Genomic DNA, 13,466 nt, shown 5'->3' with positions numbered 1-13,466 from the left:
TTAAAAAAGTACTCTTTTTTCTTGTATGAATAGTGGAAGAGGTGATTAGAAATGAATGGGGTCTTAATTTTATTAGCGGGTTATCCAGGAACTGGGAAGACCTTTCTAAGTAATATTATTAAAAAGAAGCTTGGCGGTTTAGTCAGGATTTCACCAGACGATATAAAAGAGGACTATTTCGATAGGTACGGCTTTCGTAATATAAAAGAGAAGCAGCAAATTGAAAGAATAGCATGGGAAAAATACTATGAAATAATGGAAAAGCAAATGAAAAGAGATAACGGTATTATTTCAGATTATCCTTTTAGCAATAAACAAAAAACTTATCTAGAAAAATTAAGCGGAAATTATAACTATAAAGTAATTACCATTAGGTTAATCGCAGATTTGGATATATTATATATGCGTCAGCAAAAACGAGACTTAGATCCAACTAGACACTTAAGTCATATAGTTAATTCTTATAAGAAGGGAGATTATTTAACTAATAGAGAAAAAGCAGATAACTTACTAACTTATGAAGAGTTCATAGAAAGATGTAAAACAAGAGGTTATAACACATTCAATTTAGGGAGACTTTTTGAAGTGGATGTGACCGATTATACTAATGTGAATTATACGGATTTAATAGATAATGTTGAAACGTACCTAAGTTTAGAATAGGAGCATATATATCATTGGGAGAAGCGACGAGAACGTTTTACTGTCTCTCTTTTTGAAGAGAACCACGAAAGGGAATTAGAAAACTATCCCCATGATTCTCCTCTATATTACCAGCTTGCTTTTTTTAGTCCAGGAATTTGGCCTTTGTAGGCTAATTCTCTTAAGCAAATCCGGCATAATTTAAATTTGCGGTATACAGAATGAGGTCTTCCGCATTGTTCGCATCGCGTATATTCTTGTACTTTATATTTAGCAGTACGTTTTTGTTTATTGATAAGTGCTTGTTTAGCCATTATTCAGCCTCCTTTTAAAATAATTATAAACTAATAATTATTTTAAATAAATAGGAGATTAATGGCAGACAGAGAGAAGGTTGCGTTCCCCATTATTACCATGGGAAACAGAAGAACCTCGGAGTACTTTCTATGAAACTCGGGTATAAATAATATAAATAGGGAGGTGACGCTGATGGCTGAGAATAAAGGGAAATCTACCTCGAATAAGACGCAGCTGAATATGGATAATCCAGAACAGTATCCTACAGAAAATGAAAGTTTATTTGATAAGTTTGAGATAGAGCAGACAGTTGATCCCATTCCAATGGAAGATTTAAAAGAAGAACAAAGAGAAGAAAAGGCAAAACATGACACCAAAAATACATCTTCAAGTGAAAAAAAGTATAAAACAGGTATGTAAAGAAAACGGAGGGATGGTTCTATAGAATCCTTATTTAATAGCAAGTCTAAATGGAAACAGAAGAACCTTCCCTCCGACTCCCCACAAAAAAGCACCCGAGATCATCGCTCAGGCACTTTGGGAATTTTTATCTTTTTGGAAAGGCAACAGCATATTGTTTTGGCATTTCTGTTTCTTTACGTAATTGTGTCGCTGCTTCGATTGTCCAATATGGGTTGCGAAGCATTCCTCTTCCTACTGCAACAAGGTCTGCATCTTCATTACCAATAACAGAGTTTGCTAATTCTGCTGAATCTAGTCTTCCAACAGCAATAACAGGCACATTTAGTTCTTGTTTAAATGCACGAGCTAGAGGAACTTGGTAGGCAACATGAGTCCCAGGTCTTCCAGCAGCTGCAATTGGGCCTTCTCCACCTGCGCTGACATGGAAAATGTCTACTCCAGCTTCTTCGTATTTTTTAGAAAAAGCAACACTGTCTTCAATATCGTATCCGCCTTCTACATACTCTTTACCAGAAACTCGCATGATTAGTGGCATGTCAGTCGGCATTTCTGCTTTCACCGCTTTAATGACTTCTACACCAAACTTCGTTAAATCTTGACCATATTCATCTGTACGTTTATTTGTATAGGCAGATTGGAATTGATGAATTAAGTATCCATGTGCACCATGAATCTCGATAGTATCAAAACCAGCTTTTATTGCACGGGCAGCTGTTTGGCGGAATTTTTCTACCATTTCTTTTACTTCTTCTGTTGTTAATTCTCTTGGAGTTTTTGATTTATCATCAAATGGAATAGCAGAAGCTGATACTGGTTGTGGAGCATCTTCTGCTTTTCTACCAGCATGTGCAATTTGTATACCCACTTTTGCGCCATATTGATGACAAGCATCGACAATACGTTTCAATGGTGCAATTTGCTCATCAGACCATAAACCTAAATCGTTATCTGTAATACGGCCATCTGGTTCTACATCAGTCATTTCAATAATGATTAATCCAGCACCGCCAATCGCACGGCTTACATAATGAACATAATGCCAATCCGTTGCAATTCCATCTTTCTTCTCCACTGAATATTGACACATTGGAGGCATTACCACTCGGTTTTTTAATTCTAATCCTTTATAAGAAAAAGGAGAAAATAGATCCTTCATATTCTTGCCTTCTTTCATAAAAAAAATATATGTTTATCTAAAAAACTTACCACCAGACACTTTTTAATTCAAATATTATGCTTTCACCAATGATTTATTATATACAAGATGCTGAAAATAAATCCTATTGATTGTTAGAAAAATGTTTTTTTTAATAGATGAAATCTTACATATTTTATGCATGATATAAATAAAATAAGTAAAGAGAAGAGTTGCTGTACAAATCACTATTGAAATATTAAAAATATACAGTAAATTTACAGTGTTACCTTTTATCTTATTAATATGTTGTTATATAATGAATACAATATATAGAAGCGGCTTAAATCTTTCAAAGTCGTAACATCACAGAATAAGATAATTGAATACTTGAGTTATTTATTGGGGGATGGAGATGATAAAGTGAGACTAGGTTCCATTATCTGTTTTTTTAAAAGACGCCATAAATTTAGCTATTACTCCAATAAGTGTGTACGTTGCGGCAAAAAAAGAGAGATTTAAAAGGATAACAAATCATAAGCTGTTTTTTTAGAATACTCTCGTATGATGAAGAGTATTTTTTTGTTTGAAAACAATGACTTGCTAAAACTAATGGCATTAGTTAAAATAAAACTAATACCATTAGTTTTCTAATCAGGAGGTTTGACTATTGAGAATTATCCACCATAATTATTTATATCAATTGACTTTTTTGCCAAGAATTTTTCCAGTGAACTGCTATCTCGTCGAGGAAGGGGAAGAATTAACATTAATTGATACAGCTTTGCCTTTTAGTTATAAAAAAATTCTCGCATTTGCTGAAAAACTGAATAAACCGATTACGAAGATTATTCTTACTCATGCTCATGGAGATCATATTGGATCATTAGATGCTCTAAAAGAAAGATTACCAGATGTGAAAGTCTATATATCTGTACGGGATGCTCGCATATTAGGCGGGGATCATACTATTGACAAGCAAGAGGAACCCTTTGTTTTAAAAGGCGGTTTACCTAAAAATATCAAGACAAATCCAGATGTGCTAATAAAAGAGGGGGATCAAATTGGTTCACTAATAAGTATTTCTTTACCAGGACATACACCAGGGAGCTTTGGTTTTCTCGATAAACGAGATACTAGTTTGATTACAGGAGATGCTTTTCATACAAGAGGAGGCTTTGCTATAAGTGGTCAATTTCGGTCTTTCTTTCCTTTTCCAGCAATGGCAACCTGGAATAAAGAGAAAGCCATTGAAAGTGCAAAGAAAGTGATGTCTCTAAATGTTAGTCTTTTAGCTACTGGGCATGGAGATTTACTCGAAAATCCACAGCCTTTGATAGAATCATTACTCCAAAAGGAAAGAGGATAAATATGACGCCAAGAGCAGGAATAACACATAATGATATTATTGTCACGGCAATCGAAATTGCCAATACGGAAGGATTAAAGGAAGTAACGATAGCTAATTTAGCTAAGCGGCTTCGGGTTAAATCTCCATCCCTTTATAATCATATCAAGGGGCTTCCCGATATTATGAATCTGTTAACATTGCGAGCATTAGAAAGTTTATATCAATTATTAAAGAAAGCAATAATGGAAGGGGGAAAAGAAGAGACTATCCATAATCTAAGTTTTGCCTACTTAACCTATGCTAGAGAGCAGCCAGGGCTCTACATGTTAACTATCGAGTCAGCATCGAAGAAAGGAGAGGAAATTCAAACAGCTGCAAATCAAATCATTCAATTATTAATAGAAGTATTAAAGCCATATGACTTAAACGAAGAAGAGACCATTCATGCCATTCGTGGGCTAAGGAGCATTCTTCATGGATTTGCCTCTATTGAAAATCAACAAGGATTTGGCATGCCGATAGAGGTAGATAAAAGCTTTCATTATTTGGTTTCTACTTTTATTGAAGGATTGGAAAAGCATTCATAAGTGCAAGTGGAAAGGGTCACTATTATAGTCGCCCTTTTTTTATGGCAAAAGTAGAAGGATTCACTAAAGACTTTTGTTTGGTTTAAAGAAAAGGAACATGTTAAAATAGTTCAGTTGCTTAACTATTTGCAATGATAAAAACATTGATTTTTGAGAAGAAGTTTTAAGAAAATAACTCTATCCTGTTGTATTTAATAGAAACATAGAGAAAGGAGTTACTATGTTAATTAGGGTAATGATTGCCGATAAAGATAAACGAGTGATTGCTCGTATTCGTTATTATTTAAAGGATCACAAGGATATAAAAATTATTGTCATGTGTGATAACGGCAATGATTTAGTTTATCAATATAAGAAGTGGAAGCCTGATTTGATAATAACAGAAGTCGATTTACCATCTATGAACGGACTGGAAGTCATGAAGCAATGTTATCAACTAGGGGACCAAATTCATTTTATTTTTTTAGCAGAAGATGAGAAGAATGCATTAGCAGCCTTGGAATTAGATGCTATTGATTTTTTGGTCAAGCCATTCAGAAGTTTTCGTTTATCTAAAGCTATTGAAAAAGCAAAACGAGTAATAGCGAGCAAGAGAGAAAGATATTCTTTCAACAATTTACCAGTTAAATATAATAAAGGCGTGTATTATATTAAAAAGGAAGAAATATATTTTATTGAAAAAATAGGCAAGAAATGTGTTATATATACGGACGCAGAAATAGTGGAGACTCGGGAGAATATCGGAGAATTATTACCGCAATTAGATGATACATTTTTTTTGTCGCATCGTTCCTATATTATCAATCTAGAAAAGGTGACAGAAATTAGTCCCTATAAGGAAACGTATATTGCTTATTTTGATGGAGTAAACAGACAAGCGAAAATATCAAAGTTGAAAATTAATGAGGTAAAGGAAAGAGTATCTTTGTTTTTATAAGCTAGCTAGTACTTTTATATCTTTTAAATAAAATTAAATATGTCGAAACATGGAATTTTATGTAGCTACTCTAAAATGACTAAAGTTCTGTTTAAAATGTATCTTTTTCATACAGAAATGACTAAAATTATGTCTAAATGGCGTTAAGTTCAATAGACAAATACTGACAGAATCGGTAAATTTACTTGTATGATTAGATAAATTTGAAAAATCAGGACTTTTCGTTTATTTTGGAGGATACCCTAAGTGGATATAATAACAAGATTAAAAAGCAAAAAGTTTTATCATGTATATCAGCCAATTTGGAATATAAAAGAATGGAAAATCATTGGATATGAATCATTGCTACGTATATCCCAAGAGCCAGACATCTCGTTAGAAGCTTTCTTCGCTGATGCGAGAAAAGAGAATTATTTATCTGAATTAGATACCTTTCTTATTAACGATACGATCGAACACTACCAGATACTTTCATCAAGAAGAAAGAAGCCACTATTTATCAATATATTTCCATCGACTATCATACATGAATCATTTGAATCATTAATTCTATCTTTACTAGAAAAATTCCCAGCCATGAATGGGAAGATTATCTTTGAATTAAATGAAACGGTATTAGAAGAAGAGCTATGGAATTCCCCTCTTTTTAAGGAGAAAATTGCCTTTCTAAAAGACAATCAGTTTCAAATTGCTTTAGATGATTTTGGGAAAGGAATAGCAAATTTTGAGAAAATCTTAGAGATTGCTCCTAGCTATCTTAAACTAGATCGCTATTTTTCCAACAATTTGGCTTTTTCTGCTGAAAAACAAAAACTGGTGCACTTATTATTGGATTTTGCGGATGAGAAGATGAAGGTCATCTTGGAAGGAATAGAAGAGGAAACAGATTTAGCGATGACTAAAGCATTGAAGGTTCCTTTTGGCCAGGGGTTTCTATTAGGAAAGCCGGAGATGTTGGTATAATTAGTTTTTAATGGATTATTTATTAAAAACAAGGACTAACATAAATGTTTTTTATAGAAAAAGCACGCTGCCGTATCATTGTGTTTAGATCTCAACTACTTACATGTGATCAAACATCTTATGGCAGCTTTTTTATATAAAGGAATCATAAAAAGTCGGAGAATCATAGAATGACATTGAAATTATGAATAAAATAAAGTTATATTTACATAAGGTTATATGAGGCATTTAAATAAGGGCTGTTGGATGAGTATCTATTACAGGGAAAAATACAGGGGATGCGATACTTTTTTGATTCTTCGTGCTGCATAGGTGATTCCGATAGTTTCATCAGTGAATAGGGAGTTAATGAGATGGAACATCAGGAGGTAGTTGTCTTATATAGAAAGGAGAAAGAATGGAAACGCTAACGATAGCGGTAGCTTGTATCGATTCGCCTATTAATTCATCTATCCATCATTTGATTGCTATCCATTCTAGTTTTAAAATAATAGGAGAAGCAAAGACTGGAGAAGAATTATTAGAATTAATTTATCGAGCGAAGCCTAATATTATAATTGTTGATTATGACTTACCATCTATCCATTCCACTATTTTTAATAGTGCCTATAAAGATTATCTCCCCGATTTCCAGCTTATTTTAGTAGGCAAGGATAAGAGAATGGCAATTGAAGCATTTAATTATTCAGCTGTTGGTTATTTGCAGAAGCCTATTATGGAATCATCCTTCCTATCCCTTTTATATAAAATAAAGGATTCTTATTCTAAAAGTAGAAGACAGATTCATACAGGGAAGGGAAAGCGGATCTTAATTAAATTAAGTAATCGATTTGTTTATATCCCAATAGAAGAAATTTTGTATATAGAAATAATCGCACGAAAAACAATGGTACATACAATCAAGAAGTCATATGAAACGTCAGAAACCTTTCTCTCCTTCGTAGACAGATTGCCGTGGTATTTTTATCGTACCCATCGTTCCTTTCTTGTTAATTTAAAGAAAATTGTTCGCATTGAATTATTCGGAGAATCCTATTTAGCCTATTTCTCTGGAACAGATAAGCGTGCAAACATATCAAAATTAAAAATACGAGAAGTCCATTCCTTGCTGATTCAATAAGAGGGGGATATTCTTTTACCATAAAAAGGGAAGCAGGAACCGTGGCTCTGCTTCCTTATTCTTTAATTAGAAGATAGATAAAATATGGAGCACCTAAACAGGATAGAACGAGCCCAACTGGTATTTCTGAGCCAACCATGAGACTTTTGGCGATGATATCAGATGTTAACAGGAGAAGTGCTCCTATTAGGGCCGCTATCGGCAGGAGTCGTTGGTGTTTTGGACCAACTAGCATTCTTGCTAAATGTGGTGCAAGAAGCCCTAAAAAAGAGATTCCTCCGCCAACTGATACACATGCTCCTGAAAGTCCGACAGCAAGCAGCAAAAGTAATCCTCGCTCTCTTTCAATCGAAACACCAAGACCCTTTGCCAGATTATCACCTAGCTGTAGTAAATTAATGGATTGGAATTTACTAATTGCAATTGGAACAAGAATAAGAATCCACGGTAAAAGGGCAAGAACATAACTCCAACTTGCGCTCCAAATACTTCCGGAAAGCCAAATTGTTGCTTGAGTAAAATCCCGGGGGTCCATCATCAATTGAAAAATGATGATTAAAGCACCGAAAGCAGCGTTAATGCCGATACCGACCAATACTAGGCGAACAGGCGTAACCCCATCCTTCCATGCAATGATGTAGATGAGTGCAGCAGCCATTAGAGCTCCGGCAAGTGCAAAAAATGGCATGATATAAACTGATAATGGACCTGCTTGAAAGGCACTTCCTTGAATAAAGAAGATATAAAGGATAACGGCAAATCCAGCTCCAGAATTGATGCCTATAATACCTGGATCTGCTAGACTATTTCGCGAAACCCCTTGTAAAATTGCTCCAGCAATCGCCATACCCATTCCTATTAAAACGGCAATTACAGAACGAGGTAATCGAAAGTTATATAGAATATTAAAGTTTTGAACAGTGCCTTTACCGGTAAAAGCTTCTATCATTTCCATCGGACTAATTTTTATGGTTCCCATATTTAGACTTAGAATAAAGACTAAAACGAGAGCAGTAAGTAAGGTGGTGCTAACAATATATATTTTTTTGTTCGCTAATTTTAAAGAAGACATTACAGACCCCTCCCTTCTCGACGTGCTAAATATAGAAAGAAAGGAACGCCAATTACCGCTGTTATCGCTCCTAATGGTGTTTCAAAAGGAGGGTGGATCAAACGGGCAACGATATCTGACAGCACTAACAAAAGAGCACCAACAACTGCCGAACAAGGAATAATTAATCGATAATCCGATCCTACAATAAAACGAACAATATGGGGAACAACGAGTCCTACAAACCCAATAGTTCCCCCGACTGCCACAGCAGCACCAGTTAAAAGCAAAACGACAATCGTCCCTAATAATTTCACTAGACCAACCTTTTGGCCTAAACCAGCAGCAATATCCTCACCTAAACTTAAAATGGTAATAGATTTACTAATGAAAAAAGCGAGAATTAGTCCTAGTATAGCTACAGGGATAAGTAATTTTACATTAATCCATTGTACTCCAGCTACTCCTCCTGCATACCAAAAGCTAATATCTTTTGCTACATCAAAGCGAAGGGCAATTCCAGTGGAAATGGAACCAAGAAAGGCACTAATAGCAGTACCAGCGAGTGCTAATTTCATTGGTGTTAATCCTCTTTTGGAGAGTGCGCCAATCAAGAAGACTAAAGCTGCCCCTAAACCTGCGCCAATGAATGCAAAGAGCATAATAGTCATATTGGAAACAGCAGACAGAAAAGCAAAGGCAATCGATACAGCAAACATAGCTCCAGATGTTACCCCCATTATAGAAGGGGAAGCGAGTGCATTTCTCGTCATCCCTTGCATAATGGCACCAGATACAGCAAGGCTTGCTCCGATAAAGGTTGCAGCAAGTGCTCTTGGCAGGCGTAAACGATAAACAATTTGATGAGCAGTGGACGTATTATCGAAATGAAATAGTCCTTGTATAACTGTTGATAGGTTAATATCGGCTACTCCTAAAATGATGGACATGCAAATAGAAAAGAAAAGCATTATAAGACCAATTATGAGAACCAAAGTGGCAGCTTTTGGTCTAAATATGGCAGCTTGATCATTTTCAATAGAGTTACTTTTACTCATGAGGAACCCACTTTCTTAAAATAGAGAGAAAAATAGTAAATAATAGTATGTAAATGGTTAAATAATAATGGATATCGGAAACATTTCAATTAATTTTACTATAAAATTAATTGAAAATCGATATTATTATTGAAAGTGATAATCGTTATCATTTATAATTTAAATATAACATAACCTATTAGGAGGATACGTAATGAATAACCGGAAAATGAAATCGGTATTATTTATTTGTTTACTACTAGTTTTCACTGTTCTTGCGGCATGTGGAAATAATAGTAAAGAAAATAACAATAAAGAAAATGGTGCTTCCCAAGAAACAAAGGAACGAACATTAACAGATGCTATCGGAAATGAAGTGAAAGTTCCGGCAGAGCCAAAAAGAATTATCGGTTCTTACTTAGAAGATGATTTAGTATCATTAGGGGTAACGCCAGTTGCTCAATGGTCCATTAGAGAAGGAAAAGGAGTTCAAGCTTATCTGCAAGACTCGTTAAAAGATGTTCCAACTATTGACTCTTCATTGCCTTATGAGGCAGTGTCCAGCTTTGCTCCTGATTTAGTATTAATGTCATCGGGCGCACAAGTAGAGGGAGCGAAATATGATCAATACGCGAAACTTGCTCCTACCTATGTTGTTTCAAAGGAAAATAATAACGACTGGCGCAAGAGACTTCAAACAATTGGAGAAGTAATTGGCAAAAAGGACGAGGCAGAAAAAGTATTAGCAGACTATGACCAAAAGGCAGAAGATGCAAAAGGGAAGATTCAAGCATCTATTAAGGATGAATCAGCAGCAGCAATCTGGCTTGTATCGAATAAATTATTTATTGTGGGAGAAAATGTATCAAGCGGAGCGGTTCTATATGGCGATTTAGGCTTGAAGGTTCCAGAAGTAGTAAAAGAAATATCCGCTACCGCAACAGGAAACTGGTCAGCTATTTCATTAGAAAAACTAGCTCAATTGGATGCCGATCATCTTTTCTTAATCAACAGTGATGGCGAAGGAGCAGAAGTGCTAAAAGATTCCTTATGGTCTAATATTCCAGCCGTGAAAAAAGGAAACATTTATGAATACGGTCCAGACACAAGCTGGCTATACTCGGGTCCAATTGCCAATACACAAATCATTGACGACGTAGTAGAAAGTCTAGTGAAATAAGCAGAGGGAACGTTCTTCGGAGGACTTTCTCCATAAAAAAGCCAAGTAGAAGTGGAAATACTTTTACTTGGCCTTTTATTTTTATGAAAAATGTTTAAAAAACGAATAATTTATCCTCTAGAGTATCTGCAAGCGGAAATCCAGTATATATGTTGCACTAGAGCTTCAGCAATATATTAATCGCTAATTAATTGTTTTTAAAGTAAATAAAGTATCTCTGATTCCATCTGTTTCCACTTTTACTTGAGTTTCACTATCCCCATTTTTTTGGACATAGATAACTAATTTACCATGATTTGATGTTCTAAAAGGCTCGGTGTAATCGGTTACGTCATCTAATTTTCCGTTTTCTATTCCTAAGAGTCTTCCATTTTGCACAGAAACGGCTACTTTCTGACTATAATCTGATAACTTTCCACTTCTATCTAGAAGGGAGCACTCTATTTGGATGACGTCCTGAGTTATATTAGGAAACACTGATTGTAAGACATTCTTATATATTTCTGGTATTTCCCATATATCTAATTTTAATTGTGCTGGGGATAAAACAGGGGCTAATTCCTCCGCGACTACTTTATCTCCTTTGTATCCCAAAGCTTTGATAGGAGACTCTGTTGCAGCTACATATGTAACAAAATAACCAAAGTCTTCATCAAACTTTAATGGTATCCTATTTCCATTTAGCTCTACTTCAACTTGCTCGCAATTGGAAAAACAGATGACCTCTACTTTTTCACCTATACAGTAATCCCACTTTTTCGATAGTTCCTTTATCTGAGAATGATTATTCGTATTAGTTTCTAATGGACGAGTAACTAAATAAATCATAGGTTCCTCTGTCCACCAGCTTTTCCGAAGAAAATAACGTGTTTTCTCATTTCCGGCTAAATCTAATACTCCTGCTGCGGATCCGTGTATGGGCCATCCATGAGCTTCTCCAAGATAATCGATACCAGTCCATAAGAACTGTCCTGATATATAAGAAGTATCTCGAACGATCTTCCATTGTGAATATCCATGTCCATTTTCGCTGCCTATGATTGGCTGGTTCGGGAACATTTTATGATGTTCCTCATAAAGATGCTCTTTATAATTGTATCCTATTAAATCGACTTCAGTTAATAAGCCAGTTTGGCTGGACAATTCTGGAAAAGCTGCAGCTAAAGTTACAGGTCTTGTATCATCAATCGACTTAACCGTTTTAATTAATCTATTGGCGATTGTTGTGAGTCTAGTAGTATCTGGCCTATTTGGATTATAAATTCTTTCTTGAGCTGGTTTGTTCGCATCATTATTACCTGTCATTTCTTCAAATAAAGGATTTGCATAGGGGTCATTAGGATAATCAATTTCGTTGCCAATACTCCATGCAATGATGGAAGGATGATTTCTATTTCTGATGATCATATTTTTTAAATCATCTTGGTGCCAATTTGGAAAATGATGAGCATAGCCTTCGATTTTAGGTGGATAAACATTATGCCCTTGCCACCATTTGTTTTTGGGGTTTTCCCATTCATCAAAGGCTTCATCAATCACTAGAAAACCTAGAATATCACATAGGGTATACAGTTCAGGAGCATGTGGGTTGTGAGCCATGCGAATTGCGTTACATCCCATTTCTTTTAACTTAGAAAGCCTTCTTACCCATACACTTACAGGCACAGCAGTCCCAAAGCAGCCAGCATCCTCATGAAGGCACACACCTTTTAATTTCATATTTTGGTTATTAAGGAAGTATCCTTTATTAACATCAAATTGAGAAGTTCTAATTCCTACGTGATTAGTATAGGCTGAATGGACTTTGTTGTCGTCTGCTTCATAATATAGATGAGTATGGAGCATATATAGATTTGGTTCATCAGTTGTCCATAATTTGGGATTATCTAGTTTTTCATTAAATGTAATATTCGACGTTTCCTGTGGATTTAGTTTTACTTTCTTTTCAAAACAATAGGTTTGTTCCCCATCGATAGAAACTAATTCGTTCACAACTCTTACATCACTAGCAGCAGGATATGTATTTGTGATTAAATGCTGAATACGAATGTTGGAGACATCTGTTTTGGTCTCTAGTGTAGAGAATGTAGTTCCGTATTTTGGGATATAAATGTAATCATGTATTTCCAGCCAAACATTTCTAGTAATCCCAGATCCGTTATACCAACGAGAATCAGCAATATCTGAATGGTCAACTCTTACTGCAATGACTAATTCATTATCTGGTGTATACGGAAGAATTTCTGTTAAATCAAAGGTAAAGGACGAGTATCCAGATGGTCGAATGCCATGATTGTATCCATTAATCCACACTTGAGCATTCTTATAAACACCATCAAAGGTCAATTGAACAACACTATTATCGATATTGGTAAAGTCTGTTAATGGGATATGACATCTGTACCAGCCAATTCCTCCAGGTAAATAACCAGTACCACTAGAATTATTTTTACTAAATGGCATGGTAATGCTCCAGTCATGTGGGACGGTTACGGGTTGCCAAGATTTATCCTCATAATCTTTTTGCCAAGCATTAGAATCATCGCCTTGAAAGAATAACCAGTTAGAAATTTTATAGTTTCTCATATTATGAACACTCTCTTTCGAAAAATATAATTTGTATATTGATACTTTTTCTTAAACTATTTTCTAATAGACCACTAGTTTTCAAGTGAGTAAGTGTTTTCTTTTTGACTCTTCCCCCATAATGATAGGAAGAGTATGATTTCTCATGCGATTCTCG

At 35.2% G+C, this 13,466-nt stretch carries 13 protein-coding genes; 8 read left to right on the top strand and 5 right to left on the bottom strand.

Annotation, left to right across the window (positions count from 1 at the left end; translation table 11 throughout):
* Positions 1-51 precede the first annotated feature (51 nt).
* Positions 52-663: a P-loop nucleotide/nucleoside kinase family protein gene (locus C2I06_RS14945; protein WP_095329777.1), complete on the top strand. Its 612-nt coding sequence runs from the start codon at positions 52-54 to the stop codon at positions 661-663.
* 107 nt (positions 664-770) lie between these two features.
* Here the strand turns inward: C2I06_RS14945 and C2I06_RS14940 are convergent, their stop codons facing one another.
* Positions 771-956: a type Z 30S ribosomal protein S14 gene (locus C2I06_RS14940; RefSeq protein WP_047944445.1), complete on the bottom strand. Its 186-nt coding sequence runs from the start codon at positions 954-956 to the stop codon at positions 771-773.
* A 175-nt stretch (positions 957-1,131) separates the two neighbouring features.
* Here C2I06_RS14940 and C2I06_RS14935 point away from each other — a divergent pair, with 175 nt between their 5' ends.
* Positions 1,132-1,359: a hypothetical protein gene (locus C2I06_RS14935; protein ID WP_123258326.1), complete on the top strand. Its 228-nt coding sequence runs from the start codon at positions 1,132-1,134 to the stop codon at positions 1,357-1,359.
* Between the two features lie 127 nt (positions 1,360-1,486).
* Here C2I06_RS14935 and C2I06_RS14930 read toward each other — a convergent pair whose 3' ends face one another.
* Positions 1,487-2,518, bottom strand: a complete 1,032-nt coding sequence (locus C2I06_RS14930; RefSeq protein ID WP_095329779.1) for an NADH:flavin oxidoreductase/NADH oxidase — start codon at positions 2,516-2,518, stop codon at positions 1,487-1,489.
* Between the two features lie 649 nt (positions 2,519-3,167).
* On the opposite strand from C2I06_RS14930, the gene C2I06_RS14925 reads away from it, so the two are divergent.
* From C2I06_RS14925 to C2I06_RS14905, 5 genes are all read left to right on the top strand, one after another.
* On the top strand, positions 3,168-3,866 hold the full coding sequence (locus tag C2I06_RS14925) for an MBL fold metallo-hydrolase (RefSeq protein ID WP_095329780.1): 699 nt from the start codon (positions 3,168-3,170) through the stop codon (positions 3,864-3,866).
* A 2-nt stretch (positions 3,867-3,868) separates the two neighbouring features.
* Positions 3,869-4,435, top strand: a complete 567-nt coding sequence (locus C2I06_RS14920; RefSeq protein ID WP_123258325.1) for a TetR/AcrR family transcriptional regulator — start codon at positions 3,869-3,871, stop codon at positions 4,433-4,435.
* Positions 4,436-4,655: 220 nt separating this feature from the next.
* Positions 4,656-5,372 (top strand): LytR/AlgR family response regulator transcription factor, encoded by a 717-nt coding sequence (locus tag C2I06_RS14915; protein ID WP_123258324.1) that lies wholly within the window; start codon positions 4,656-4,658, stop codon positions 5,370-5,372.
* A 246-nt stretch (positions 5,373-5,618) separates the two neighbouring features.
* Complete coding sequence (locus tag C2I06_RS14910; RefSeq protein ID WP_095329783.1) at positions 5,619-6,335, top strand: EAL domain-containing protein; 717 nt, start codon at positions 5,619-5,621, stop codon at positions 6,333-6,335.
* A gap of 397 nt (positions 6,336-6,732) precedes the next feature.
* The gene (locus tag C2I06_RS14905; RefSeq protein ID WP_095329784.1) at positions 6,733-7,455 is read left to right on the top strand and encodes a LytR/AlgR family response regulator transcription factor; all 723 of its coding nucleotides are present in this window, start codon (positions 6,733-6,735) and stop codon (positions 7,453-7,455) included.
* A 55-nt stretch (positions 7,456-7,510) separates the two neighbouring features.
* Here C2I06_RS14905 and C2I06_RS14900 read toward each other — a convergent pair whose 3' ends face one another.
* Both C2I06_RS14900 and C2I06_RS14895 read right to left on the bottom strand, forming a co-directional pair.
* Complete coding sequence (locus C2I06_RS14900; RefSeq protein ID WP_095329785.1) at positions 7,511-8,527, bottom strand: FecCD family ABC transporter permease; 1,017 nt, start codon at positions 8,525-8,527, stop codon at positions 7,511-7,513.
* A complete protein-coding gene (locus tag C2I06_RS14895; protein WP_095329786.1) occupies positions 8,527-9,564 on the bottom strand; it encodes a FecCD family ABC transporter permease in 1,038 nt (345 codons plus the stop codon). Before C2I06_RS14895 ends, C2I06_RS14900 begins: the two co-directional genes overlap by 1 nt.
* Before the next feature lie 193 nt (positions 9,565-9,757).
* Between C2I06_RS14895 and C2I06_RS14890 the strand changes: the two genes are divergently transcribed.
* Positions 9,758-10,723, top strand: coding sequence for an iron-hydroxamate ABC transporter substrate-binding protein (locus C2I06_RS14890; protein WP_095329787.1), 966 nt, complete (start codon positions 9,758-9,760; stop codon positions 10,721-10,723).
* Positions 10,724-10,906: 183 nt separating this feature from the next.
* Here C2I06_RS14890 and C2I06_RS14885 read toward each other — a convergent pair whose 3' ends face one another.
* Entirely contained in the window at positions 10,907-13,309 is a 2,403-nt protein-coding gene (locus C2I06_RS14885) for a glycoside hydrolase family 2 TIM barrel-domain containing protein (RefSeq protein WP_123258323.1), read from the bottom strand.
* Between the last annotated feature and the right edge of the window lie 157 nt (positions 13,310-13,466).

This window comes from Niallia circulans, from assembly GCF_003726095.1.
In the GTDB taxonomy this organism is placed as follows: domain Bacteria; phylum Bacillota; class Bacilli; order Bacillales; family Cytobacillaceae; genus Niallia; species Niallia circulans_A.
Note: the sequence above shows the minus strand (reverse complement) of the source record. Positions and strands in the feature narration are given on the sequence as shown.

Excerpts from the sequence above, each read along its gene's own strand:
- C2I06_RS14945 (WP_095329777.1), top strand. The coding sequence starts at position 52 with ATGAATGGGGTCTTAATTTTATTAGCGGGTTATCCAGGAACTGGGAAG.
- C2I06_RS14940 (WP_047944445.1), bottom strand. The coding sequence starts at position 956 with ATGGCTAAACAAGCACTTATCAATAAACAAAAACGTACTGCTAAATAT.
- C2I06_RS14935 (WP_123258326.1), top strand. The coding sequence starts at position 1,132 with ATGGCTGAGAATAAAGGGAAATCTACCTCGAATAAGACGCAGCTGAAT.
- C2I06_RS14930 (WP_095329779.1), bottom strand. The coding sequence starts at position 2,518 with ATGAAGGATCTATTTTCTCCTTTTTCTTATAAAGGATTAGAATTAAAA.
- C2I06_RS14920 (WP_123258325.1), top strand. The coding sequence starts at position 3,869 with ATGACGCCAAGAGCAGGAATAACACATAATGATATTATTGTCACGGCA.
- C2I06_RS14915 (WP_123258324.1), top strand. The coding sequence starts at position 4,656 with ATGTTAATTAGGGTAATGATTGCCGATAAAGATAAACGAGTGATTGCT.
- C2I06_RS14905 (WP_095329784.1), top strand. The coding sequence starts at position 6,733 with ATGGAAACGCTAACGATAGCGGTAGCTTGTATCGATTCGCCTATTAAT.
- C2I06_RS14900 (WP_095329785.1), bottom strand. The coding sequence starts at position 8,527 with ATGTCTTCTTTAAAATTAGCGAACAAAAAAATATATATTGTTAGCACC.
- C2I06_RS14895 (WP_095329786.1), bottom strand. The coding sequence starts at position 9,564 with ATGAGTAAAAGTAACTCTATTGAAAATGATCAAGCTGCCATATTTAGA.
- C2I06_RS14890 (WP_095329787.1), top strand. The coding sequence starts at position 9,758 with ATGAATAACCGGAAAATGAAATCGGTATTATTTATTTGTTTACTACTA.
- C2I06_RS14885 (WP_123258323.1), bottom strand. The coding sequence starts at position 13,309 with ATGAGAAACTATAAAATTTCTAACTGGTTATTCTTTCAAGGCGATGAT.